Annotated in this window: 24 protein-coding genes; 13 read left to right on the top strand and 11 right to left on the bottom strand. The window is 32.7% G+C overall.

Going from position 1 to position 24,402, the window contains the following annotated elements:
* Window positions 1–38: 38 nt before the first annotated feature.
* The 3 genes from ACHRVL_RS15870 to ACHRVL_RS15860 form a co-directional block, all read right to left on the bottom strand.
* The gene (locus ACHRVL_RS15870; RefSeq protein WP_395414300.1) at window positions 39–677 is read right to left on the bottom strand and encodes a peroxiredoxin; all 639 of its coding nucleotides are present in this window, start codon (window positions 675–677) and stop codon (window positions 39–41) included.
* Between the two features lie 111 nt (window positions 678–788).
* Window positions 789–1,700, bottom strand: coding sequence for an AEC family transporter (locus ACHRVL_RS15865; RefSeq protein WP_395414299.1), 912 nt, complete (start codon window positions 1,698–1,700; stop codon window positions 789–791).
* Window positions 1,701–1,762: 62 nt separating this feature from the next.
* A complete protein-coding gene (locus ACHRVL_RS15860) occupies window positions 1,763–2,845 on the bottom strand; it encodes a serine hydrolase domain-containing protein (protein WP_395414297.1) in 1,083 nt (360 codons plus the stop codon).
* A gap of 179 nt (window positions 2,846–3,024) precedes the next feature.
* Between ACHRVL_RS15860 and ACHRVL_RS15855 the strand changes: the two genes are divergently transcribed.
* From ACHRVL_RS15855 to meaB, 3 genes are all read left to right on the top strand, one after another.
* Window positions 3,025–3,432 (top strand): RrF2 family transcriptional regulator, encoded by a 408-nt coding sequence (locus ACHRVL_RS15855; protein ID WP_395414295.1) that lies wholly within the window; start codon window positions 3,025–3,027, stop codon window positions 3,430–3,432.
* Between the two features lie 57 nt (window positions 3,433–3,489).
* Window positions 3,490–4,131: an NAD(P)-dependent oxidoreductase gene (locus ACHRVL_RS15850; protein ID WP_395414293.1), complete on the top strand. Its 642-nt coding sequence runs from the start codon at window positions 3,490–3,492 to the stop codon at window positions 4,129–4,131.
* Window positions 4,132–4,281: 150 nt separating this feature from the next.
* The gene (meaB, locus tag ACHRVL_RS15845; protein WP_395414291.1) at window positions 4,282–5,379 is read left to right on the top strand and encodes a methylmalonyl Co-A mutase-associated GTPase MeaB; all 1,098 of its coding nucleotides are present in this window, start codon (window positions 4,282–4,284) and stop codon (window positions 5,377–5,379) included.
* 288 nt (window positions 5,380–5,667) lie between these two features.
* Here meaB and ACHRVL_RS15840 read toward each other — a convergent pair whose 3' ends face one another.
* The 3 genes from ACHRVL_RS15840 to ACHRVL_RS15830 form a co-directional block, all read right to left on the bottom strand.
* Window positions 5,668–7,605 (bottom strand): LTA synthase family protein, encoded by a 1,938-nt coding sequence (locus ACHRVL_RS15840; protein WP_395414289.1) that lies wholly within the window; start codon window positions 7,603–7,605, stop codon window positions 5,668–5,670.
* Between the two features lie 60 nt (window positions 7,606–7,665).
* Complete coding sequence (locus tag ACHRVL_RS15835) at window positions 7,666–7,893, bottom strand: hypothetical protein (RefSeq protein WP_055095484.1); 228 nt, start codon at window positions 7,891–7,893, stop codon at window positions 7,666–7,668.
* 119 nt (window positions 7,894–8,012) lie between these two features.
* A complete protein-coding gene (locus ACHRVL_RS15830; RefSeq protein WP_129052630.1) occupies window positions 8,013–9,398 on the bottom strand; it encodes an MATE family efflux transporter in 1,386 nt (461 codons plus the stop codon).
* Between the two features lie 190 nt (window positions 9,399–9,588).
* On the opposite strand from ACHRVL_RS15830, the gene ACHRVL_RS15825 reads away from it, so the two are divergent.
* A complete protein-coding gene (locus ACHRVL_RS15825) occupies window positions 9,589–10,104 on the top strand; it encodes a hypothetical protein (RefSeq protein WP_129022923.1) in 516 nt (171 codons plus the stop codon).
* Window positions 10,105–10,272: 168 nt separating this feature from the next.
* The gene (locus tag ACHRVL_RS15820; RefSeq protein WP_395414286.1) at window positions 10,273–11,208 is read left to right on the top strand and encodes a DUF6268 family outer membrane beta-barrel protein; all 936 of its coding nucleotides are present in this window, start codon (window positions 10,273–10,275) and stop codon (window positions 11,206–11,208) included.
* A gap of 2 nt (window positions 11,209–11,210) precedes the next feature.
* Here ACHRVL_RS15820 and ACHRVL_RS15815 read toward each other — a convergent pair whose 3' ends face one another.
* From ACHRVL_RS15815 to ACHRVL_RS15800, 4 genes are all read right to left on the bottom strand, one after another.
* Entirely contained in the window at window positions 11,211–11,924 is a 714-nt protein-coding gene (locus tag ACHRVL_RS15815) for a LytR/AlgR family response regulator transcription factor (protein ID WP_395414284.1), read from the bottom strand.
* A gap of 228 nt (window positions 11,925–12,152) precedes the next feature.
* Window positions 12,153–13,202, bottom strand: a complete 1,050-nt coding sequence (locus ACHRVL_RS15810) for a sensor histidine kinase (protein WP_395414283.1) — start codon at window positions 13,200–13,202, stop codon at window positions 12,153–12,155.
* A gap of 125 nt (window positions 13,203–13,327) precedes the next feature.
* Complete coding sequence (locus ACHRVL_RS15805; RefSeq protein ID WP_395414281.1) at window positions 13,328–13,927, bottom strand: porin family protein; 600 nt, start codon at window positions 13,925–13,927, stop codon at window positions 13,328–13,330.
* Between the two features lie 223 nt (window positions 13,928–14,150).
* Window positions 14,151–15,029, bottom strand: coding sequence for a PPK2 family polyphosphate kinase (locus tag ACHRVL_RS15800; protein WP_395414278.1), 879 nt, complete (start codon window positions 15,027–15,029; stop codon window positions 14,151–14,153).
* 135 nt (window positions 15,030–15,164) lie between these two features.
* Here ACHRVL_RS15800 and ACHRVL_RS15795 point away from each other — a divergent pair, with 135 nt between their 5' ends.
* From ACHRVL_RS15795 to ACHRVL_RS15760, 8 genes are all read left to right on the top strand, one after another.
* Entirely contained in the window at window positions 15,165–15,758 is a 594-nt protein-coding gene (locus tag ACHRVL_RS15795; RefSeq protein ID WP_395414276.1) for a hypothetical protein, read from the top strand.
* 11 nt (window positions 15,759–15,769) lie between these two features.
* On the top strand, window positions 15,770–16,606 hold the full coding sequence (locus ACHRVL_RS15790; RefSeq protein WP_395414274.1) for a DUF6929 family protein: 837 nt from the start codon (window positions 15,770–15,772) through the stop codon (window positions 16,604–16,606).
* A gap of 210 nt (window positions 16,607–16,816) precedes the next feature.
* Window positions 16,817–17,317 carry an RNA polymerase sigma factor gene (locus ACHRVL_RS15785; RefSeq protein ID WP_089053088.1) on the top strand — a complete coding sequence of 167 codons (501 nt, stop codon included), beginning with the start codon at window positions 16,817–16,819 and terminating at the stop codon, window positions 17,315–17,317.
* Window positions 17,318–17,319: 2 nt separating this feature from the next.
* A complete protein-coding gene (locus ACHRVL_RS15780; RefSeq protein ID WP_395414272.1) occupies window positions 17,320–18,294 on the top strand; it encodes a hypothetical protein in 975 nt (324 codons plus the stop codon).
* Between the two features lie 71 nt (window positions 18,295–18,365).
* The gene (locus ACHRVL_RS15775) at window positions 18,366–20,489 is read left to right on the top strand and encodes a von Willebrand factor type A domain-containing protein (protein WP_395414271.1); all 2,124 of its coding nucleotides are present in this window, start codon (window positions 18,366–18,368) and stop codon (window positions 20,487–20,489) included.
* Between the two features lie 57 nt (window positions 20,490–20,546).
* Window positions 20,547–21,134 carry an LURP-one-related/scramblase family protein gene (locus ACHRVL_RS15770; RefSeq protein ID WP_395414268.1) on the top strand — a complete coding sequence of 196 codons (588 nt, stop codon included), beginning with the start codon at window positions 20,547–20,549 and terminating at the stop codon, window positions 21,132–21,134.
* A gap of 113 nt (window positions 21,135–21,247) precedes the next feature.
* On the top strand, window positions 21,248–21,964 hold the full coding sequence (locus ACHRVL_RS15765; RefSeq protein WP_395414265.1) for a 3-ketoacyl-ACP reductase: 717 nt from the start codon (window positions 21,248–21,250) through the stop codon (window positions 21,962–21,964).
* A 30-nt stretch (window positions 21,965–21,994) separates the two neighbouring features.
* Window positions 21,995–22,504 (top strand): hypothetical protein, encoded by a 510-nt coding sequence (locus ACHRVL_RS15760; RefSeq protein WP_395414660.1) that lies wholly within the window; start codon window positions 21,995–21,997, stop codon window positions 22,502–22,504.
* Between the two features lie 172 nt (window positions 22,505–22,676).
* Here ACHRVL_RS15760 and mtaB read toward each other — a convergent pair whose 3' ends face one another.
* The gene (gene mtaB / locus ACHRVL_RS15755; RefSeq protein WP_395414263.1) at window positions 22,677–24,011 is read right to left on the bottom strand and encodes a tRNA (N(6)-L-threonylcarbamoyladenosine(37)-C(2))-methylthiotransferase MtaB; all 1,335 of its coding nucleotides are present in this window, start codon (window positions 24,009–24,011) and stop codon (window positions 22,677–22,679) included.
* Window positions 24,012–24,402: the final 391 nt, after the last annotated feature.

The raw sequence follows: 24,402 nt of genomic DNA, 5'->3' as shown, positions 1-24,402 counted from the left end.
AAAGCCACAGAAATTATTTTAATCTGTGGCTTTCTTTTTTATTTATTTGGCTGCGGTGTCATACGCAGATAAGGTTTTATGGGTGTATATCCTTTAGGAAACTTTGCAGGAATATCACTGTCTGGAATTGCTGGAGCAATTACTACATCTTCTCCATCTTTCCAGTTTGCTGGTGTAGCAACACTGTAATTTGCTGTTAACTGCAAACTATCAATAACACGAAGCAATTCGTCAAAATTTCTTCCTGTTGATGCTGGATAAGTCAAAGTGAGTTTGATTTTTTTATCAGCACCAATTACAAAAACAGATCGCACGGTAAATTTATCACTTGCATTTGGATGAAGCATATCATACAAAGTAGCAACTTTTTTATCCTCATCAGCAATAATTGGAAAATTAACTTCAGTATTCTGAGTTTCGTTGATGTCTTTAATCCAATCTAAATGCGATTGCAAACCATCTACACTCAAAGCAATAACCTTTGTATTTCTTTTTGTAAACTCAGGAACATAATTCGCTACAGTTCCTAATTCAGTCGTGCAAACTGGAGTAAAATCTGCTGGATGCGAAAATAAAACTCCCCAAGAATCGCCTAACCATTCATGAAAATTAATTGGTCCCTGCGTGGTTTCTGCATGAAAATCTGGAGCTATATCGCCTAATCTTAATGTTGACATAATTTATATTTTTTAGTTCCTCTAAAATTAACTAAAAAATACATTTAGAAAACACGCAGGAATTAAAAAAAAGTTAAAATTCTATCTTCTCTATCTAATTACTATTTTAAACTAAATAAAGCTCATCACAAAATACCAGAAAGCAAGGGTTACAAACGAAATTGGAATTCCGAAACCAATCATCATACTGCTCAATTTTGGTTTTAAACCATAAGTCGAAGCTAGAATAGCACCCGTAATCATGGGTGCCATTGCCGTTTCCATAATCGTTATTTTTATAGGCTCTGAATGCTGGTTCAAAACAAATACATACAAAACCATAATAATAAACGGTGTGAGAATCAATCTAAAAAAAAGACCGAGACGAAGAAATCGCCAATGTTGACTTCTTCTATCAAAAGTAAGCTGCAATCCTACCGAAAGCAAAGCAAGCGGTGTTACCAAACTGCCAATTTTTAATAAAAAAGATTGTACGTTTAGTTCTAAATCATATTCAAAAACATTTAATAAACAGGCTGCAACAAAAGTAATAAAAGGCGGGAAAAAGATTATTTTCTTGCAAATACTCCATGCGTCTGGACTTCCTTTAGAATAAAATGCAGCGACAAAAACACCCAAAGTAGAAACTACCACAAAAGTTCCAGGCTGATCTACCAATATCGCGGTTTCTAATCCTTTTTTGCCATACAAAGCTTCTATAATTGGATAGCCTAGAAAAGAGGAGTTACTTAAACCAGCAGTTAAAATTAAGCAGCCAATTAATTTATTTGACCAGCCTAACTTTTTTCCTAAGAAATGAAAAAATACAACTGCCAATAAAAAAGCAATCCACCCAGCTCCTATCGGAAACAGCAATTCGTTGCTCCATTTTATTTTCGGAATATGGTATAAGGTAATTGCAGGCAAACATAAATAAATGACAATTTTATTTAAAACCTTATAAATAGAAGTTGGAAATTGTTTTACATGTTGTAAAATCAAACCCAAAGCAAGAAAGAAAAATATAAGTATAAAATTATTCATGGCGCTAAAAGCCTCAAAAATACATTTTTATTGCATGTAAGTTTTTATAGAAGCTAAACATTTTAGCTTCCGTAATCCTTTTTTAATTTTCTCATTAACAATCTCACTCCGTTTACAGTTGCTTCATTAAAAGAATTCGTAAAAATGATGTACGCAATAAACTTTTTTCGATCGATCGAAGCAATAGTATAATACGTTCCTGCAGTTCCTGAATGCGTAGAAAAGTCTTGATTGTTCTCGTAACTATTAAACCAACCCAAAGAATAACTTTCAATTCCTTTATGAATAAAATGATAAGTACTTGCTTTTAAATAATTATCCTGACCTTGAAGTCCCTGAATATTGAGCTGAATAAACTTAATATAATCAGTAAGTTTAATATTAATATCACCCGCAGGTTCTGTATAATCTAAATGATAATCTGTATTTGAAGGAACGGGACTTAGTTTATTGTTTTCAAAAGAATGTCCCCATGTATCTTTTGCTTTTAAATTTTCTGGCCATGACAATTTAACATCAAGTTTCAAATCTTTATTAAAAACCTCATCAACCAGTTTTTCCCAGCTTTTTCCGCTTACTTTTTCGACCATCATTGTGGCGAGTGTGTAACCTGCATTAGAATAAACATACTTGTGGCCAGCCTCTATTTCTGCAGGATTTAAGGTAAGTACAAATTTCCCAAACTGATTTCTTTTCTCCTGATGAGTACCTGTAAAATTAGGAACTGCTGGGTCATTTTCTCCTTGAAAAGGCTGAATTCTGGCTTGGTGCGACAATAATTTTTCGAGAGTTATAGCGTAATATTCTGGTTTTGAAGTTTTCTTTAAATCTGGAAATAAATCAAAAAATTTAGACGTCCATTTTAGTTTCCCTTTTTCAACATATTTTGCAATAATAAAAGCGGTCATCGCTTTCGTATTCGAACCAATATGAAATCGGTCATTTAATGCAGCCACATCTGTTAAATCTACTGAATGCAACCCAGATGTATTAATTTCTAACGTTTTACTGCCATTAACAACGGCATAACTCAATTCTGGAATTGCGTATGCAACACGAATAGAATCTGCATATTGCGCATGATTTTGCCCATACATCAAAGTTGAAAAACAATAAAAGAAAAGGAATCTTAATTTAAATTTCATTGTAATAAATTGAGAGTGTTACAAATTAATTACAAATCTAATACTAATAAAAAACACACGAGTTCTCAAATCATTTTATTTTAATGCATCAGCCCCATTTCATTCAAAAATTAATTTTTAGTTAAAATCTTTTTTATTTCGTAAAAGCTTTCTACATTTGTAACATATTTTATTACAGTATGCTTTCAGGTAAATTTGCCATAACGATTCACATTCTTACTTTGCTGACTAAATTTCCTAATGATTATTTATCATCAGAGTTTATTGCCGGCAGTATCAATTTAAATCCTGTTTTGGTTCGAAAAGAAATTGCAAACCTAAAAGCACATCATATTGTAGAAAGTAAAGAAGGGAAAAATGGCGGAACAAAATTGGCCGTAGATGCTGCGAAATTGACTTTAAAAGAGATATTTGAGATGACTTTTGAAACGATTAATTTGGGGTATGCAAAAAATGAACCTAACCCAGATTGTCCTGTTGGAAAAAAAATCAATCAAAATCTAGCTGATTTATATAGAGAAATGAATCAGAAAGTGAGTGCACAATTAGAGAATATTTCGCTTGAAGATTTTTCGAACCAATTTTAAAACTATTTTTTTAACCTAAACTGTAACATTTTTTATTACTAAATAAATTTACATATTATGAAAATCGCAATTATTGGAGCTACAGGATTTGTTGGCTCAGCCATCTTAAATGAATTAGCAGACAGAAAACATGAAATTTCGGCAATTGCCCGAAATCCAAAAGACACTACAAATGCAACTTGGATCGCGGCGGATGTTTTTAATGTTGATGCTTTGGCAGAAACTTTAAAAGGACACGATGTTGTAGTAAATGCTTTTAATCCAGGATGGACGAATCCTAATATTTATGATGATTTCCTTAACGGATCAAAGGCAATACAAGAAGCTGTAAAAAAATCAGGTGTAAAACGTTTTATTACGATTGGAGGCGCGGGAAGTTTATTTGTTGCACCAGATTTACAAGCAGTAGATACTCCAGATTTTCCAAAAGAAATCTTTAATGGTGCAAATGCAGCCAGAAACTACTTGAATATAATTAAAGAAGAAAAAGATTTAGACTGGGCATTTTTTAGTCCGGCGTTTGAAATGCATGCGGGAACTAAAACAGGAAGAACTGGTAAATATCGTTTAGGTTTAGAAAACCCAGTTTTTAATGACGAACAAAGAAGCATCTTATCTGTAGAGGATCTGGCAGTTGTTATCGCTGATGAAGTTGAAAACCCAAAACATCATCAAGTAAGATTTACGGCTGGATACTAATTTTTTTTTCGCTGCAAACTACACGAATTTTCGCAAATTACTTTTTAAACTTTCGCTTAACAAATTAGTGGAAATTCGTGTAATTCGTCGCAAACTAACTTTTTGAAACTGTATTTGTTTTCAGTACTTTTACATTATTAAAAAAGTACTTTGTCAAGTTTAAAGAAACAGTCGAGCAATTTATCTGAAAAAGCTGGAATTTCACCACCCGAAATCACCAATGTTTCGGCTATTAATCAAATTAAAAACAAACGCAGACAACAACCTTCTGCCGATGAATTAATCTCTGGAATTCTTTCTGGAAATAGAACGGCTCTCAGCCGTGCCATTACTCTTGTAGAAAGTACAAATCCTGAACATTCTGAGAAGGCAAACGAAATTATAAACGGCTGCCTGTCTCACGCAAATAAATCTGTTCGAATAGGAATTACGGGTGTCCCCGGAGTTGGAAAAAGTACTTTTATTGAAGCATTTGGAACTTTTCTCACGCAGGCAGGGAAAAAAGTCGCAGTTCTAGCTGTTGATCCAAGCAGTTCTATTTCACACGGAAGTATTCTGGGTGATAAAACCCGTATGGAGGAATTGGTTAAAGATGAAAATGCTTTTATACGCCCAAGCGCCTCAGGAGAAACTTTAGGTGGTGTGGCTCGCAAAACCCGTGAATCAATCATTTTGTGCGAAGCAGCTGGTTTTGACACTATAATTATTGAAACAGTTGGCGTTGGTCAAAGCGAAACAGCTGTTCACAGCATGGTAGATTTTTTTCTTTTATTAAAAATTTCTGGCGCCGGTGATGAACTTCAAGGTATTAAACGCGGCATTATGGAAATGGCAGATGCTATTGTAATTAACAAAGCAGACGGCGATAATATTAAGAAAGCAAATCAGGCAAAACTTGAATTCAACAGGGCTTTACATTTGTTTCCTCCAAAAAAATCAAACTGGCAGCCTAAAGTAACTACTTGCAGTGCTATTACTAAAGATGGAATTTCAGAAATCTGGAATACAATTTCTGAGTATTTTGAATTAACAAAAGAAACAGGCTTTTTCCAAGAAAAAAGAAAGGAACAAAATCATTTTTGGATGATGGAGACAATAGACGAACAATTAAAACAAAATTTCTATAACAGTCCTGAAATTATCTCCCTTTTAGAACAAAATAAAAAAGCAGTTCAAAATAATGAAATTTCACCTTTTACAGCTGCACAGAGTTTATTAAAATTGTATTTTAATAAAGGTTCGAAGTAGCAAAGGTTCAAAGAGTCAAAGGTTTTTTCTCAATCTTGTCATTCCGAGGAACGAGGAATCTTCGCAAGTAACTCTACAAAGTATGTCCCATCTTTGTCGATGCAGCAACGAAGATTCCTCGTTCCTCGGAATGACAAATTTCATGTGTGTGTTTTCAATACTGTCAGTTCGAGCGAAGTCGAGAACCAAAGCATTTCGACTTCGCTCAATGTGACAAAGGTTCAAAAAACAAAATTTTTAACTCTGTTTTTTGAACCTTTGTTCCTTTGTTGCTATGCTTCTTTGAACCTATTTTTTAGCTCTCAGCTTATATTTGCTCTCTTTATATAAATTCCCTGCAGTAATTACGTGCGCTAAAGCATCTTTTGCCAATTCTTCGTTTAATTTTACAGGGACTAAAGTGGTATCGTTTTTAACTTCAAACTGAAGTGGTTTTAAATTAGGCTGCATAATTACAACCTGATTCTCAACTCTAAATGCATTAATATCATTAAACTGCATAATCGCTCTTCCTTGCACCTTTTCATCAAGTTTGCTTAGATTTCTACCTACCATTGGTGTTTCAAACGGAAGTCCTAAATAACTCAATAATGTTGGCGGAATATCAATTTGACTTGCTAATCTATCATAAACAGCACCTTTTGGAACTCCAGGTCCCATAATAAATGCAGGAATATGAAATTTGTTTATTGGCACTAAATTTTTCCCGTATGTTCTTGTATTATGATCCGCAATTACAATAAAGATTGTGTTTTTAAAATAAGGCTCTTTTTTAGCCATTTCAAAGAATTTTCCAATCGAAAAATCGGCATACTTCATAGCATTGTTTACGGTTGCAGGTTTTGCATCATACTGTTTTATTCTGCCAGCAGGATATTCAAAAGGTTCATGATTTGAAGTCGAAAACATTAAAGAGAAAAATGGTTTGTCTCCTTTTGCCTTAAAATAATTATTAGCTTTAGTAACTAAATCCTCATCAGAATACCCCCAAGTACCTTTAAAAGCATATTTATTTCCATCAGATTCAAAATCTTCCTGATCTACAATATCCTGAAAACCATTTCCGTTGAAAAACGACGCCATATTATCAAAATTGGCCATTCCTCCATAAATAAAACTCGTATCGTATCCTTTTTGTTTTAAAGCATCAGCAAGTGTAAAAAATCCTTGCTGCGAATTTCCAAGTTTTACCACACTTTCTGACGGCGATGGTAAAAATCCAGTTACAACAGCTTCAATTCCACGAACACTTCTTGTACCTGTGCAATACAAATTGGTAAACAATAATCCTTCTTTTGATAATTTATCAAATTCTGGTGTCAGCGGTTTTCCTCCTAAAATTCCAACATATTCAGCACCTAGACTTTCTTGTAAAAAAATCACCAAATTGTATGGCTTTTTCATAAGAGAATCTGGCTGTTGTACATGAAGAAAAGGAATTTCAGCATCGGTAAAATCATTAGGACCGGCAATCATGTATTTTTTTACACGAGCAATTGCTTCTGCTTCATCCATTTTACCGTACATTTTTGTGTTTCCTTCATTCTTAATCGAATAAGCGGCAAAAGCAACGGTATAAAATGAGTTCAACCCTAAAGTATTGGTCAATTGATCTGTTGAAAAAACAGCATTACTAGCATTAATAGGACGCTTTGAAGTAAGGCTTGAACGTGCTCCAAAAAACAATAAAAAAGCAACTAATGGAAAAACCATTAATTTGAACTTATATTCAGTAGTTGTGGTATGAAAATACTTTTTCCCTTTTTTGAAAGCAAAATAAATTACCACTCCTAAAATTATAAACGTTACAATAATAGAAGTCAGATAACTCTTTAAAAGCATTCCAACAACTTCTTTTGGGTAAATAAGATAATCTAAGAAAATTTTATTGGGACGTGTGTCGTATTGTTTGACAAAATCTGGTGAAGCTAATTCTACAAAAAGAATCAGAAACAGGAATAAAAAACTATAAATTACCAAAAAATTATTGGTGAATTTGAGCCATTTATTGGGTAAAAAAGTAATCAAAACGGCTGGTAGAAATGACAAATAGCAAAGTAAAATCAAATCCATTCGCAAACCGATTGGAAAAATGTACCAGAAATTTGGTGTTTCTACTACTCTTTCTTTAAATAGAAAAAATAAAAAGATTCGGCTTAAAGTAGTAATCAGTAATCCGATTAAAATAAAATTAACTATAGGTTTTAAATAACGTAATTTTCTCATTAGATGATTTAAACTATTTTTTGATTAAGGCAAACTCCAGCAAAACACTCTGGTGCGTTTCTACTCTTCGTAACGTTTTATTTCTCTGTCATAGAACTCATTTGCCAAAACAATCAAGCCTTCCATTTCTGCATTTAACTCTGCTTCATCAAGATCTTCAGCTTCTTCCATAAATTCAACCTCATCATCTTTTAAATTGATTATAAATCTAGGGTAATCAAGGTGAATGATAAAAATATCATCTGGAAAATCAGTATTATCTCCAAGTAAAAATTTAGGTAATTCCATTTTTGTTTATTTAATATTTTGTTTTATTTTTTTGCTTTTCCCGAAGTTATCGAGACGCACGGATTAAAAGGATTTATTATTTATTTAATCCGTACCAAATTCTTATTTTCTGTTCAAATTTAAGTATTTGAAACTGAATTAGTATTTAATTTCTTAGTTAAATAGTGAAAGCGAATGAACAAGAAAATCGCCGCCGCGGTTAATCCTGCTAAAAGTCCGATCCAAACACCTTGTGCTTTCCATTCTGTATGTTCACCTAAATAATACGAAATTGGAAAACCAATTATCCAATAGGCTACAAAAGTGATATACATAGGAATTTTTACATCCTGCAAACCGCGTAGAGCTCCAAGAACAACTACCTGAATTCCATCAGAAATTTGAAAAACCGCCGCGATTAAAAGTAATTTTGATGCAATACTAATTACTTCAGTATTATCAAGAATCTGCCCAGTATTTTCCATATTTAAAAAGATATATGGCAGGTAATCATGAAAAACAACAAAGAGTATCGCAAAAACGGTTTCTATTATAATGGCAAGCAGGAAAATAGAACGCGCCACAACAATTAGTTTTTTATAATCTTGCAATCCTCTCTGATTACTAACTCTAATCATCGAAGTTACGCTTAATCCCATCGCAAACATAAATGTCATCGAAGCAAGACTTAAAGCAATTTGATTGGCCGCTTGACTCGTTTTACCAATATTGCCGCAAAGCCATATTGATGCTGTAAATAAAACAACTTCAAAAAGCATTTGCATAGCCGATGGAAATCCAATACTTATAATTTTTTTAATGGTAGCTTTTTTAATTTCCTGAAAGCTGAAATTCTTGAAAAAACGCTTCAAATCATTTCTTCTAGAAAGCATAATATGCATAAACATAACTAAGAAAATTCTAGAAATTACAGTTCCTAAAGCAGCTCCAATAATGCCCATTTTTGGAAAAATCCATATTCCGTAAATCAACACATAATTGATTCCTACGTGTAGTACGTTTGCCATAATCATGGCATACATAGAGTATTTTGTCAATGATAATCCGTCGGCAAATTGCTTGTATCCTTGATACATAATTAAAGGAATCAATGAAAAAGCCACCCAGCCCAAATACGGTTTTGCCAGTACAATTACTTCTGCCGGCTGCTGCAGTAATTCCATTATCGGTTTTGCAAACATGATTACCGTAAAAAGAACTAATCCTAGAATGGTACATAAAAATAATCCGTGATGAAAAGCGGATCTAATTTTAGTATCGTTTTTTTCGGCATCGCCTTCGGCAACTATTGGAGTAATAGCAGTAGAAAAACCAATTCCAAGAGACATTGCAATAAAAATCATGCTGTTGCCTAGTGAAACTGCGGCCAGTTCAGTACTTCCTAATTTTCCCACCATTATATTATCAACAATACCAATTAAGGTATGTCCGACCATTCCTAAAATTATAGGATATGCTAATTTTAAATTGTATGAAAACTCTTTGGTGTACTGCTTTAAATTCACTTCTATTCTTTTTTAGTGTGCAAAGATAATCAGAAGCTGCGAATTCTATTCTATTAATAAAAAGATAAGCCAATTTTAAGGCGAAATTTGGCTAAACGCAATATTATGTAACGATTTTTAAAAATTATATAACAAGCTCCAAAGGCCTTGATCCTACTTTTACAATATTAAAAATTCAAAAAAAATTGTCATGAGAAAATTACAAATGTTATGCATAGCGACTTTCGCTTTTTTATACGCCAATACCACTTTCGCTCAAGACAGTGAAACAAAAAATTACGATCAAGGTTTTAGATTAGGATTTGGTGTAAATGGCGGAATACCAACTGACAATGATTACAGATGGTCGCTTGGTGGAGATGTTCGTTTACAATACGATTTATCAAAAAAAACATCGTTGACATTAACTACAGGTTTTACAAACTTGTTTATGAAAGATCAAAATGGAGTTGAAGTAAAAGATCTTGGATTTATACCTGCTAAAGCTGGTTTTAAAGCCTTTGTCTGGGAGGACCAGTTTTACGTTTTAGGTGAAGTAGGTGCTGGTTTTGCCGTAACAAACGGATATAATGACACTACATTTTTGTGGGCGCCGGGAATTGGATACGCCAATAAGTACATTGATATTAGTGTTCGCTATGAAGACTATAACAAATTCAATACCAACCAAGTGGCGTTACGCTTAGCTTATGGTTTTAAATTATAAAAGGAAAGGTTTAATTTATTATTTTGTTTTTGGTAACAAGCCCGATAGTTTTCATAGTCTATCGGGCTTTGTTTTTTATACCATTGGTCAAAAGAGAAGTGTCATTAGTCAAATGATTTTTTAGGATTGATTTAGAAGGCAGTAATTCGCGGAAAAATTAATCAAATCATGAACAAAACAGTTTTTTATTTAGCACAAGTTTTACTTTTTTTATTGCTTTCTGTTGCCACAAGGGCACAATCTGGAATCTCAGGAGAATTTAAAGTCGATTATGTTCCTTTTTCTAAGTACGTTAGACCAATGGACAGTACTAAAACAAATGCTGAAAGTAATTTTAAACGAGCTCAAATTGCTTTTGAAGTTCCATTATCTTTAAAAATGGATCAATACAATCGTCCAAGGCTGTGGTCTATTTTTGTAAATGGAAGTTATGCTCGAATGGAGAATAAGAATTACGAAATTCAATCTCTTCCTGCACAATTTCAAGAAGGATTTCCAAATGAACTGCTGAATACGCAAATTGGTGTTAAGCATTTACGCTCTCTTTCACCCTCTTGGTCTTTATTAACAATGCTGTCAGTTGGGGTTTATACTGATATGGTCGAAATTAATAAAGATGATGTTTTAATACAAGGAGGTGTTCTCTTTATCAAACAATTCAATCCTAATTTGGCTTTTGGTATGGGGCCAGTTTTAACCAATAGTTTTGGTGTTCCGATGGTTCTGCCTGGTATTTACTTTAATTGGGAGTCAAAAGGGGCTTTACATTTTAAAATTGCATTTCCAGAAGGTTTAGAATTAGGTTACCGAATGTCTGACAATTTCGATTTGAAAGCTGTCGCAGAAATAAGCGGAATGACAGCCGAAACCAGAGTTGGAAACAAATCAATGTTATTAGGATATCAACAAATTATTGCTGGATTGCGTCCTCAGATAAAATTAGGAGAACACTGGACACTAGAACCTACGGCTGGAAGTACTATTGTTCGAAATTTCTCGACTAACAGCCGAAAAATTAAAGACATTTTTAAAGAAAAAGACATAGCCGATCCAAGATTCACTACTACTTTTTATGGAGCTGTAGCTTTAAAATGGAAATTCTAATACTATCGGCTTAATAAGTTTTTATACACTACCTCTTTCAATAATGCTTCTCGGCGTGTTCTTGAAATAGGTAGTTCTTGTCCATTTATAAACAATCGTCCGCCAGAAACAGAATCTATGTGTGTTATATTTACTAAAAAAGATTTATGAATTCTAAAAAAAATCTCTGCTGGTAGTGTCTCTTCTAATGAAATCATAGTTTGATGAATTACCAGCACTTTATCTTTAAAATGAAGTTTGGCATAATTCTGCATTCCTTCAATATACAAAATATCAACCCAAGAAATTTTTTGAAATCCTTCTTCCTGACGTACATACAAAAACGGATCCAATTGATTTTGCTTTGGAGATTGGATCATTTGATACCATTGTTTTGCTTTTAGCCAAGCCTGATAAAAACGCTGAAATGAAATTGGCTTCAATAAATAATCAACTACTTGCAAACGATATCCGTCTAAAGCATGTTCCGAATATGCAGTTGTAAAAATTACCAATGGTGGATTCTCTAAAGATTCTAAAAACTCTAATCCAGATAGATAAGGCATATTTATATCCAGAAATAATAAATCAATCTTTTTATCCTGAATATATGAAGTTGCTTCTAATGCCGAAGCACAAGTGCCTGCAACTTCTAGAAAATCAATTTTAGAAATAAAGTCTACGATTCCGTTTCTTGCGATAGGTTCATCGTCTATAACGAGGCATTTCATGTTCATAATCTTGTTTTTGTTTGGTTTGGTGTTTTTTTATTTCACGCAGATTTGGCAGATTTTTTTTAATCCTTTTAATCCGTGCAATCTGTGGCTAAAAAATTTAACCGTAAAGTTCGCAAAGTTTTATTTTTTTATACCGATGCTAAGATCACAAAGCAACAGATTAAAAATTCGTGCTAATTTGTGCAATTGCTTCGCCTGTTCGCTGTCGCTTGGGTTGTGGCAAAAAAATCATTTTAAATCTAAAGTTACTGTAACCGTAAAATTAGAATCGGTTTTATTGATATTAAATTGATGTTTTTCTGGATACTGGATCGACAGTCTTTTCTTCACATTTTCAAGTCCTAAACCTTGATTTTTAGACGGTATTTTATATTGTTCTGTATATGAATTTTCGATTCTAAAATTCAATTGATCGTTTAGCTGCTCGCACGATAAATACACATATCCTTTTTCATTTGGAAGTCTAGAAACATGTTTAAAGGCATTCTCAATTAACGGAACCAAAAGTAATGGCACAATTTGAAGCTGTCCGTCTTCAATATTCCATTTGCTTTTTACTTCTAATTCATTTCCCCAGCGGGTTTCTTCAACGGCAATTAAATCTTTCAAGTATTTAATCTCGAGATGCAGCGGCACATATTCTTTGTTGCATTCATACAATTGATAACGCAAAATATCCGAAAATTGAACCAATAAAACAGACGCCAATTTTACATTACTCTGCATTAGAATATGAATATGATTCAGGATATTAAACATTAAATGCGGATTAATCTGATCTTGCAATATTTTGATTTGAGCTTCAAGATGTACTTGCTGCAATTGCGCGTGATTTCTTTCGATGACATTATGTTCCTGATAAAATCGAAGCCCGCAAGCAGTACCGCAAATTAAAATCGCTGAAGGAATGTTACCGTAAAATCGTGTCCATAAAAAATGAAGAGAATCCACATCTGCTTCTTCAGGATATATTTTGCTTCTCAAAACCGAATCTGAAAAAACAATATAAATCAATGACAAACAAAATGCCAAAAGCAGTACAACAATAACGCTTTGTACCGCAAACCAGTTCATTTTATTTTGTTTTAGCGCTTTGGGCAATATAACATCACTCAAAATATGAGCTAAAATGGCAGAACAAATCAAAACTAAAACAGCTTGAATTGTAGCCGTCAAAAAATCGTAATCTTCGATCATCTGCGCCCAGATTGTCATACCTAATAAGCTCCAAAAAAAGACTAAAAATACCCAATGCCTATTTTTATATTTTGTAATCATCTAAAAAAGATATCTATAATTATGAGAATGTTTGAGTTCAAAAATACCCCTATATTTTCGAAAGAAACAGCAAAGAACCAAAAAGATTCTGTGCTGTTCATAAGGCTAAACGATAAGTTGTGAACTTATAAGAAAAAGTATCCAACGCTTACATTAAACGAATTTGGTTTAGAGCTGAAATTATTACTTATATTATTTAATCCGCCTTGGTAAATTACATCTACAGTAAATTTCCACATTTCGACTCCTGCCCCAACCTGATATCCAATATTCGATTTATCAAATTTCTTATACGAATCTTTTAACTGGTTTAATGACGAAAAATTTTCATCCAAAACATAAGAATAAACCCCGCCTCCAAATACTCTGACATTTAAAGCCGCAAGATCAATTACTTCGTAACCAATAAGCAAAGGCATTTCAAGACTTTTCCATTTTGCGTTTTTAGATCCAGTTGAAGTCGTTTTTTCGATTTCTGAAGATTTCTCGCTGTATAAGATTTCATTTTGAATATAGAATCTCTTAAAATCAAATCTAGCCATAGCACCTCCAAAATAACCAACAGCATATTTTGATTTATAATCATCTGAAACTGGAAGCTCAGAATAATTAGATCCACCTTTAATTCCAATATGAATCGGAAACGGAGATTGTGCATTAATTTTAGAAGAAACTAATCCTAAAACGAAAATTGCAGTCAACAATAGTAATTTGTACATGTTCATGATAATAATGTTTATTAATTTGATGCAAAGGAGCACAAACCTAAATCACTATTAAAATTAGTTTGATGAACTACATTAGTGTTTTGACAAACGGATTTAAATAATTATTATCGAGCTGTTTTAACTAAACTATTCATGTTTAAAACATGACTTCAAAAAATAAACCCAATAAGTTTTAAAAACCTATCGGGTTCATTATAAAAAAAATGATCTAATGATCTAATTAATCATTTTCTAATGCTTTTTTATACATTTCAAAATTAGCTTTTATTTTATCGTCTAATTCTGGTTCTTTAATATCGGTATGTTTTTGCATTTCTTCCCAAATAATTTTTGCCACAATGTAACGTGCCATTTCCTTATCGTCGGCAGGAACTACATACCACGGTGCATAATCTGTAGAGGTTTGATTAATTGCTTCTTCATAATATTGCTGATACTCTGCCCAATGTTCACGTTCCTTCAAATCGCCAGGTGAAAATTTCCAATGGTGTTTTTCTTCTTCCAAACGGCGTAATAAACGATCCTTTTGTTCGTCTTTGCTTAAATGCAAAAAGAACTTCATGACAATAGTTCCGTTTTGAGCAATATGTTTTTCAAAATTATTGATCTGTTTAATTCTATCTTCCCAAAATTTAGGTGTAATATCATCTATCGATTTAATATCTGGCAAATTCTCTGATAAAATATATTCGGGATGCACTCGTGTTACTAAAACATTCTCGTAGTGCGTTCTATTAAAAATGGCGAACTTTCCTTTTTCGGGTAAGGCAATATAATGGCGCCATAAATAATCGTGTTCCAGCTCTGTTGAATTGGGTGTTTTAAAACTATGCACCACTACTCCACGCGGATTAAATTCTTTAAAAACTTCCCGAATCAAACTGTCTTTCCCTGACGTATCCATTCCTTGAAGGCAAATTAAAACTGCATATTTATTATGAGCATACATGACATCCTGCAAATCACTCAATTTCGCCTGAACCTTATCCAATTTTTCTTCCTTTTCATCGTCATCAGCATCAATATTTAACAAAGTAGGAAGTTTACTTAGTTTGATTCTATCTGTAACTTTAAAATCTTTCGGGTCTATTGATTTCATATTTTTTTAGTTTTTTGTATTATAAATATAGTAATTTTACGAAGCAAATTCTTGCTATTCATTGCAATACTTTTTAATAAATTGCCATCAGGGTTAAACAGTTGTTTTTAAAACAAGCTTTTACATAAGAAAAAAATGCAGCGATTCAATATTTATAAAAAATCAAAAAAGTTTCATTGGAGCAGCGCTTCAATATTTTTTTCATTACTAATATTGTTATACTTAATTTTTTTTATCAAGAATAACTTTTTTTCTTTAGCCAAAGGATTATCTGAAGACGCATTTTTAAAATCTGTGCTTTTATTCTCTTTTATTATATTAGTACTAAAATCAATTGGATTTATAAAACCTAAAGCCTTAAATGGAACGTTTAGCGGATTTTTAGAATTTTTTAAAGATGCTGTGATTATAGATAATGAGAAATTTCAAATTGAAGAGATCAAGCTAGTTGAAATTTCAAATAATGATTACTGCGGTAAACCAACGAGAAATGGTTTTGATTCTTCATTATCCAGCGGAATAAAAAATCGTATAACTCTTACACTAAATTCAGGAGAAAAAAAGACATGTAACTTTGAATTGTATAATCAATATGATTTAGGAAAAGTTGAAGATGAACTTGTTTCATATTATTTAAAAGGAAAAATAGAGTTTACAGAACTTTGTAAAGTATTAAAATTAAAACAATCAGAAATAGAGGAATATAAAAATCAAATTACGCTACTCTAACAGAAACATTCATGGAAAAATTCACATTAGAAATATTATTTCAAATCATAGGAATCGGTTCAGCATCAGGATTATTTTACAATAATAATGCACTTTATGTAATTGGCGACAACAGCGGATTTTTATACGAATACAATATGCAGAATCAGCAATTGAATCAGCATGCTTTAATTGACAATCCGACACAGAATATTCCAAAAAACTTAAAACCAGATTTTGAATCATTGACAAATCATAATGATACTTTGTATGTTTTTGGTTCTGGTTCTACCGAAAATAGAAACAAAATGATTGAGTTCGACCTTAAATCTAAAACTGTTTTACAAAAAAACAATTTGGTTGATTTATACGGTTTAATGCAAAATTTTGGAGAAATAAAACCCGAAGATTTCAATTTGGAAGGTTCTATTTTCGACGGCGAAAACTGGTATTTGTTTAATCGCGGAAATGGAGTTTCAAACAAAAACACCATTTTTACGATTCACGCCAAAAATCTTGGTGATGAATTTGCTTTGATTTCTGTGAATTATAAGCTTCCAAAAATAAAAGGCATTCGTTCCAGTTTTACCGATGCTGTTTTAGTCGAAGACAAAATCTATTTTCTTTCTACAGTCGAAAATACTAAATCAACTTACGATGACGGCGAAATCTTAGGAAGTTTCATTGGCCGAATCGATCAGAAAACCATGAAAATAGATTTTACTCAAAAAATTACTTCAACCAATAAATTTGAAGGTTTAACTTTTTATAAAAAAGAAAATAATAAAATCGAATTCTTGCTTTGCGAAGATAATGATACAGAAGTTTTAGAAACTAAGATTTATAAATTGACGCTGCCAGTTAAATAAAAACTATTCTATCACAATAATAACATGGAAACGCATCGCAGTGCAACTCTACAATAAAACCTTTGAGCCTTTGTAGCTTTGTAACTTTGAACCTAAAAAAATATTTTAATATTTTTTTACCCCTGTCCCAACCTTTTTATCTTTTTCTCTCTCTATATAAGAAAGACAACAATTGTGATAAACGAGACTCAAATAGCAAACTGTAAAAAAATGCATCGCGATGCCCAGCGTCAGGTGTACGAATACATGGCGCCAAAGCTGTACCGCCTTTGCAAACGATATTTAAAAAAGGAAGAAGAAATCGAAGAAGCTTTGGCAGATTCGTTCTTTACTATTTTCACCAAACTGGATCAATTGAAAGAAGCGTATGCTTTTGAAGCTTGGGCCAGAAGAATAACTGTAAATCATTGTTTGGCGACCATTAGAAAAGAAACGAACTTCAATATGTATCTTGACGATGTTAAGTTGATTTCGCAGCCTTCAACAGATGAATTAACGACATTGGAAGAAGAAGATTTACTTAATTTATTAAACCATATTCCAGACGGCTGTAAAACAGTGTTTAATCTTTTTGTTATTGAAGGTTTTGCACACAAAGAAATAGCCGAAATGCTAAAGATCTCCGAGGGCACCTCAAAATCACAATTGAATGCCGCAAAGACCAAATTAAAAGAACTGGTTAATAAACTCTATTATCAAAAAGCAAAATAGTCATGGACAATCAAGATAAATTATTAGATAAAATAAAACAAGCTTCGCAAAACGCCGAGTTTAAAGACTTTCCAGGAATGGAAAAAGTCTGGTCGCGAGTTGAAGAAAAACTGGACAAAAAAGAAGATAAAAAAACAATCGCATTATGGAAAAAAATTGCTGTTGCAGCTTCTCTTCTTTTATTGATTTCTTTAGGTTCCCAATTTTTTCTTTCAGATAACAATGCTGTAACTGAAACTCCGAAAGTGGTGATTCAAGAAAATGAAAAACAAAAATCTAAAGAACCCGTTTTAAATCAAGAAAACACAATTCCTTCTGCTGGTTCTGCGCTTATTTCAAATGAAGAAGCTGCTAAAATTTTAGAAAAACAAAATAAAGGACAAGAAGCTGTTGCCATTCATGAAACAGCAGCTCCAAATGCACAATCGACAGAACCTTTAGCAGATAAAATAGTTTTAACAGAACCTGTTGCTTCAGCTCCTGCACTTGCTGCCCCAGTTCAGCAAAATTATGCCGAAGAACAAGACAATACTGCATTTGCTAAAGAAGAAACAGTCTCAGCAGCTAGATATTCAAAAGCCAAAGAATCGGCTAAAGTTGCTTATGCCGCAAAACAATTTCAAAGCGTTAAAAAAAGTACGCCTTTAGTAATTTTGAACGGGAATGCAATGGCTCATAGTGATGATGTCAAAAAAGACAAAATGATGCAGGATGAATTACCAAATCTAAATCCAGAAAACGTAGATTCACTTGTAGTTCTTGACGAACCTTTATACATTATTGATGGAATTTATTATTCAGAAAATGATTTATTTGGCAATAACCCAACAAGTCCATATGCGCCTTTAGACAAACAGGACATTAAAACAATAACCATTTTACAAGACCTTGAAGCTACAGCAAAATATGGCGAAAAAGGTAAAAAAGGAGTTGTCATAATTACGACAAAAACAGGAAAACCTACTCCGAAAAAATAATCCCAAGCTTTGTCAAAGTCTGCAGCTTTGACAAAGCTAAATCCGAACATTAATTCTTAAAACTTACTATCATGAAAAGTCTAAAACTTATTTCATCAGCCATTGCTATGCTTATATGTTTCGTAACCATAGCACAACAAAGAACTATTACCGGAACAGTTACAGATGTAAATTCTGCTCCGCTTCCCGGCGCTAACATCTTCATTAAAAAATCAAAAACATCTGCTGTCACCAATTTTGATGGAAAGTACACTATTAAAGCTGAAAAAGGAGATATTCTCGTTTTTAGTTATATTGGAATGCGTACTGAAAATGTTGTTGTAAAAAACTCAAATGTAATTAATGTTACATTGAAAGAAAATGCTAACCAACTACAAGAAGTTGTTACAACTGCTTATGCCACTACAAAAAAGAAAATGACAACAGGATCAGTGGCGATGATTCGAGGTACGGCCGCAGGTGTTCCAATTTCATTAAATAGCCAATATCTCGCGGCTCCGAGTATTACTATACGAGGTGCTGAATCAATTTCTCCTAAAAATGAACCTATGTACATTGTGGATGGTGTTCCTGTAAAAGCAGATCAAATGGCAAAAATTAATCCGAATGATATTGATGACGTGAAAGTTCTAAAAGACGAATCGGCAGCCTCTCTTTATGGCAGTAAAGCTGCAAACGGCGCCGTTGTAATTGTCACTAAAAATGAACTTTATAAAAATCTTTCGGAAAAAGAATTAGACAAAAAATTAAACATTATTAGACCAATTCCAGCTCAACCAACTCAGGAAGATTACGATACTTTTGTAGAAAATGCTTTTGAAAGCCCAAAAACAGCCCCGCTTTCTACATTTTCGATTGATGTTGACAATGCTTCTTACACTAATATTAGACGTTTTTTGAACAACGGACAAGAAGTTCCGAAAGATGCTGTACGTGTTGAAGAAATGGTAAACTTCTTTAAATACAATTATCCGCAGCCAAAAGACCAGCATCCGTTTTCTATTAACACTGAAGTAAGTGACTCGCCTTGGAATTCAAAAAACAAAATTCTAAAAATTGGTTTGCAGGGAAAAAATATTCCAACAAACGACTTACCAGCTTCAAATCTTGTTTTCTTAATTGATGTTTCAGGATCGATGAGCGATATGAATAAACTGCCTTTATTAAAACAATCTTTAAAAATATTGGTAAATGAATTACGTGCAAAAGACAAAGTTTCAATTGTAGTTTATGCAGGAGCTGCAGGAATGGTTTTGAAACCAACTTCTGGAAATGAGAAAAAAACTATAATTGAGGCGCTGGATAAATTAGAAGCTGGAGGAAGTACTGCCGGCGGAGCAGGAATTGAACTTGCTTATAAAATTGCATCTGAGAATTTTATTAAAAATGGCAATAATCGCGTGATTCTAGCAACTGACGGAGATTTTAACGTTGGAAGCTCTTCTAATTCTGATATGGAAAAATTAATCGAAGAGAAAAGAAAAACAGGCGTTTTCTTGACTTGTCTAGGTTATGGAATGGGAAATTACAAAGACAGCAAAATGGAAATTCTTGCTGATAAAGGAAACGGAAATTATGCCTACATTGATAATATTCAAGAAGCTAATCGTTTTTTAGGAAAAGAATTTAAAGGTTCGATGTTTGCCATTGCTAAAGATGTAAAAATTCAGATTGAATTTAATCCCAAACAAGTTCAGGCGTATCGTTTAATTGGTTATGAAAACAGAAAACTTCGTCCAGAGGATTTTAAAAATGATGCAATCGACGCAGGAGAATTAGGAAGTAATCATACGGTTACAGCTTTGTATGAAATTATTCCAGCTGGTGTAAAAAGCGATTATTTAAATGTTCAGCCGGATGATTTAAAATACACTAAAACGGAAACTAATTCTGCTAATTACAGTAGCGAACTGGCGACAATAAAATTCCGTTATAAAAAACCTGACGGCGATAAAAGTATTGAAATGGTTCAGGTTATTGATAACAAATCAGTTGCTTTAGATAAAGCGAGTGATGATTTAAAATTCAGTTCAGCTGTAGCTTGGTTTGGTTTAAAATTAAGAGATTCTAAATTGATTGCTGACAAATCATCAGAAGAAATTGTGAAATTAGCCAGACAAGGAATTTCAAATGACAGCGAAGGTTATAAAGCTGAATTTATCCGTCTTGTAGAGACTTCAAAACAGTATAATTAATAAATATTTTATTACATTTGGCTTCTAAAATCTAAACACTAATTTTTTCGTAAACGTATGAATCCAATTTTAAGCCAAAATCTATTTTTAGTAAAAGAACATGTCGGAATGTTTAAAGCTGCTAACAATTATGATATTTATAATCCTGAGACAAATCAAATAACTATGAATTGCCGTGAGAACAATCTTGGTTTTTTCACAAAAATGCTGCGTTTCACAGATTATAAAAGAATGACTCCTTTTAATGTTGAAATTACAACGGCTTCTGGAGAAAAATTAATCTCAGTAAAACGAGGTATTGCAGTGTTTCGCTCAACAGTTGAAATTTTTGATGAGAAAGATAGATTGATAGGAACTTTTAAACAAAAATTCTTTTCTATTGGTGGGAAGTTTGAAATCATGGATAAAAACGAAAAACCAGTTGCAACTTTACAAGGAAAATGGACGGGTTGGGATTTTAAATTTTCGCACGAAAACAAACAACTTGCTCAAGTAAGTAAAAAATGGGCTGGTTTAGGTAAAGAGTTTTTTACCAGTGCTGACAATTACGTGCTTCAAATCGAAGATAGCGTAGCAGCAGACAGTTCGCTTAGACAATTAATTCTTGCTGCCGTAATGTGTATTGACATGGTTTTGAAAGAATAACAAAGTTGTTAAACTTAGATTAAGAAAATACTTGAAAGCATCATTTTAGTTTGCAAAAGCTTTATTTTTGTAAGACTTAAAATGATGCTTTCGGCATTTCTAAACAATAAATCATGACAAGTTTAAAAAATAAAAATGCTCTTATTACAGGAGCTGGAAAAGGAATTGGAAAAGCAATTGCAATTGCCTTGGCAAAAGAAGGTGTAAACGTAATTCTAGTTTCAAGAACTCAATCTGATGTTGATCAATTGGCAGATGAAACAAATGATTTAGGCGTTAAATCTTTAGCTCTTTCGGCAGATGTTTCTGATATTAATTCTATAAATAAAGCCGTTGAAAAGGCTTTAGCTGAATTTAAACATATTGATATTTTAATCAACAGTGCTGGAATTGCTTCTTTTGGGAAGTTTCTTGAATTAGAGCCTGCTGCTTTTGAAAAAATTATTCAAGTAAATTTAATGGGAACTTATTACGCAACACGCGCTGTAATTCCTAATATGATCGAAAGACAAACTGGAGACATTATTAATATTTCGTCAACGGCTGGTTTAAACGGTAATGCTCTAACAAGTGCATACAGTGCTTCTAAATTTGCAGTTTTGGGTTTAACGGATTCCTTAATGCAGGAAATGCGCAAACACAATATCCGCGTTACAGCTTTAACTCCAAGCACTGTTGCAACAGATATGGCAAAAGATTTAAACTTAACTGATGGGAATCCTGAAAAAGTGATGCAATCTGAAGATATTGCAGAATTAATTGTTGCACAGTTAAAACTAAACCGCAGAGTATTTATAAAAAACAGCAGTATTTGGTCAACCAACCCTTAAAGTTACAAATCCCAACTTTAAAAGTATATGATGGAACAATATTTAAGACAATTAATAGCAATAGAATTTCAGGATAAAAAAGAAATTTTCACAGGATTTCTTATTGATTATTCTGATGACTGGATTCTGCTTCGAAACAATCCTGTTGATTATATTTTGGATGGTTTTGTCATTTTAAAAAACAAAAATATCGAAGCTGTTCATAGAGATCAGGATTTAGCTTTTACCGAAAAAGTGATTCGTTTAAAAGGCTTAAAAACAAATGCCGAGGATATTATTCCGATTCGGGATTTGAATTCGATTTTAAATTTCATCAACAATAAACATGGTATTTTTCAGATTTCTAAAAAATCAGCAAAATCAGCTTATTTAGGAAAATTGATTTCTTTAAACGATGAAGAACTTATAATTGATTTCTTAGATACTAAAGGTCAATTTGGCGGAGAATTGAGTTTTAATCCGCAAAAAATCAGAGTTATTGAATTTGATACGGATTATATCAATTCTTTGAAATTGGTAATTCCTGAAAATCAGAAGTAGTTATAGCTTTTTTATTTGTCATTTCGACCGAAGGGAGAAATCGCACTAGTAATTCCGCATAGAAAATCTCCAATCTTTGTCGACAAACTAGTGCGATTTCTCCCTTCGGTCGAAATGACAATACTTTGTGTAATTTATTGAAATAAACTTTGACAAAGTTCAACTATACTTTTTAAGCTTCCGCTAATTTATTTATAAACTCTAAACGAACGCTTCCGTCTTCGTCAATTTTTGTCAAATTAATTTCTTGCAGCGTATTTACAAGTTCCGGATTCCAAGGCGTTTTTACTTTTACGTAATTCTCTGTAAAACCATGAATATAACCTTCTTTATTTTCTCCTTCAAAAAGAACAGTTCTGTTTGTTCCTAATTGAGTTTCATAAAAGGCACGACGTTTTTTTACTGATAAACCTCGAAGCATTTTACTTCTTTTAGCTCTTACATTTGCAGGAACAACTCCAGGCATATCTATGGCTTCTGTATTATCTCTTTCAGAATAGGTAAAAACGTGTAAATACGAAATATCCATTTCGTTTAAGAAATGATACGTTTCTAAGAAATGCTCATCTGTTTCTCCTGGGAAACCAACAATTACATCAACTCCTATACAAGCATGAGGCATCACTTCACGAATTTTATTCACTCGTTCAGTATACACTTCGCGCAAATAACGACGTTTCATTAATTTCAAAATATCGTTGCTTCCTGATTGCAATGGAATATGAAAATGCGGTACAAAAGTGCGGCTTTTTGAAACAAATTCTATCGTTTCATTTTTCAATAAATTGGGTTCAATCGATGAAATTCTTAAACGTTCAATACCTTCAACTTTATCTAAAGCTTGAACTAATTCTAGAAAAGTATGTTCGTGTTTTTTATTTCCAAACTCTCCTTTTCCGTAATCTCCAATATTAACTCCAGTTAAAACAATTTCTTTAATATTTTGAGCCGAGATTTCTTTGGCGTTCTGCAATACATTTTCTAAAGCATCACTTCTTGAAATTCCCCTTGCTAAAGGAATTGTACAATACGTACATTTATAATCGCAGCCGTCTTGAACTTTCAAGAAAGCTCGAGTACGATCTCCTATTGAATAACTTCCAACATAAAAATCAGCTTCAGCAATTTCGCATGAATGAACTTCACCCATGTCATTTTTGCTTAAGTCATGAATATAATCTGTAATCTTAAACTTTTCTGTAGCGCCAAGTACCAAATCAACTCCGTCAACATTTGCCAACTCTTCAGGTTTCAGCTGCGCATAACATCCCACGGCTGCAACAAATGCCTTATCATTAAGTTTCATTGCTTTCTTTACTACCTGCTTAAACTGCTTATCGGCATTGTCTGTTACAGAACAAGTATTGATTACATAAATGTCTGCTACATCTTCAAAATCGACGCGGTCGAATCCTTCGTCATTAAAATTTCTGGCAATTGTAGACGTTTCTGAAAAATTCAGTTTACATCCAAGCGTATAAAAAGCAACTTTTTTTCTATTTTCCATGGGAACACACTACGTTTTAAGCAGTAAGATATTATATTTATATCTCTTTTAAAGAGTTTGCAAATTTACGTACAATATTCTTTAAAATAAAATCAATAATACACTATATATCAATATTTTGCATTAAACACTAATTTCAAATCGTCATAATCAACTATGCCGCAAATCGCAGGTATTATTTATTCTAAAAAAAAAACACCAGGATTCAATAAGAATAAAATGACAAAAACATCGATTAAGTGCAAATTACATCGATTAAATGCATTTTTTCAAGTATTAAGCTTAAAATTTTCTTACATTTAACTTTGTTTAAGTCTTTAGCAGGATTTAATCAAAATACCAAAATAAATCACCGTTATTACTAATATTATAACAATTCGAGCATAACAAT

This window comes from Flavobacterium sp. FlaQc-28 (genome assembly GCF_044007415.1).
GTDB lineage: Bacteria > Bacteroidota > Bacteroidia > Flavobacteriales > Flavobacteriaceae > Flavobacterium.
This window is presented reverse-complemented; position numbering and strand designations above follow the sequence as displayed.

Excerpts from the sequence above, each read along its gene's own strand:
- ACHRVL_RS15870 (WP_395414300.1), bottom strand. The coding sequence starts at position 677 with ATGTCAACATTAAGATTAGGCGATATAGCTCCAGATTTTCATGCAGAA.
- ACHRVL_RS15865 (WP_395414299.1), bottom strand. The coding sequence starts at position 1,700 with ATGAATAATTTTATACTTATATTTTTCTTTCTTGCTTTGGGTTTGATT.
- ACHRVL_RS15860 (WP_395414297.1), bottom strand. The coding sequence starts at position 2,845 with ATGAAATTTAAATTAAGATTCCTTTTCTTTTATTGTTTTTCAACTTTG.
- ACHRVL_RS15855 (WP_395414295.1), top strand. The coding sequence starts at position 3,025 with ATGCTTTCAGGTAAATTTGCCATAACGATTCACATTCTTACTTTGCTG.
- ACHRVL_RS15850 (WP_395414293.1), top strand. The coding sequence starts at position 3,490 with ATGAAAATCGCAATTATTGGAGCTACAGGATTTGTTGGCTCAGCCATC.
- ACHRVL_RS15840 (WP_395414289.1), bottom strand. The coding sequence starts at position 7,605 with ATGAGAAAATTACGTTATTTAAAACCTATAGTTAATTTTATTTTAATC.
- ACHRVL_RS15835 (WP_055095484.1), bottom strand. The coding sequence starts at position 7,893 with ATGGAATTACCTAAATTTTTACTTGGAGATAATACTGATTTTCCAGAT.
- ACHRVL_RS15825 (WP_129022923.1), top strand. The coding sequence starts at position 9,589 with ATGAGAAAATTACAAATGTTATGCATAGCGACTTTCGCTTTTTTATAC.
- ACHRVL_RS15820 (WP_395414286.1), top strand. The coding sequence starts at position 10,273 with ATGAACAAAACAGTTTTTTATTTAGCACAAGTTTTACTTTTTTTATTG.
- ACHRVL_RS15815 (WP_395414284.1), bottom strand. The coding sequence starts at position 11,924 with ATGAACATGAAATGCCTCGTTATAGACGATGAACCTATCGCAAGAAAC.
- ACHRVL_RS15810 (WP_395414283.1), bottom strand. The coding sequence starts at position 13,202 with ATGATTACAAAATATAAAAATAGGCATTGGGTATTTTTAGTCTTTTTT.
- ACHRVL_RS15805 (WP_395414281.1), bottom strand. The coding sequence starts at position 13,927 with ATGAACATGTACAAATTACTATTGTTGACTGCAATTTTCGTTTTAGGA.
- ACHRVL_RS15800 (WP_395414278.1), bottom strand. The coding sequence starts at position 15,029 with ATGAAATCAATAGACCCGAAAGATTTTAAAGTTACAGATAGAATCAAA.
- ACHRVL_RS15795 (WP_395414276.1), top strand. The coding sequence starts at position 15,165 with ATGCAGCGATTCAATATTTATAAAAAATCAAAAAAGTTTCATTGGAGC.
- ACHRVL_RS15790 (WP_395414274.1), top strand. The coding sequence starts at position 15,770 with ATGGAAAAATTCACATTAGAAATATTATTTCAAATCATAGGAATCGGT.
- ACHRVL_RS15785 (WP_089053088.1), top strand. The coding sequence starts at position 16,817 with ATGCATCGCGATGCCCAGCGTCAGGTGTACGAATACATGGCGCCAAAG.
- ACHRVL_RS15780 (WP_395414272.1), top strand. The coding sequence starts at position 17,320 with ATGGACAATCAAGATAAATTATTAGATAAAATAAAACAAGCTTCGCAA.
- ACHRVL_RS15775 (WP_395414271.1), top strand. The coding sequence starts at position 18,366 with ATGAAAAGTCTAAAACTTATTTCATCAGCCATTGCTATGCTTATATGT.
- ACHRVL_RS15770 (WP_395414268.1), top strand. The coding sequence starts at position 20,547 with ATGAATCCAATTTTAAGCCAAAATCTATTTTTAGTAAAAGAACATGTC.
- ACHRVL_RS15765 (WP_395414265.1), top strand. The coding sequence starts at position 21,248 with ATGACAAGTTTAAAAAATAAAAATGCTCTTATTACAGGAGCTGGAAAA.
- ACHRVL_RS15760 (WP_395414660.1), top strand. The coding sequence starts at position 21,995 with ATGGAACAATATTTAAGACAATTAATAGCAATAGAATTTCAGGATAAA.
- mtaB (WP_395414263.1), bottom strand. The coding sequence starts at position 24,011 with ATGGAAAATAGAAAAAAAGTTGCTTTTTATACGCTTGGATGTAAACTG.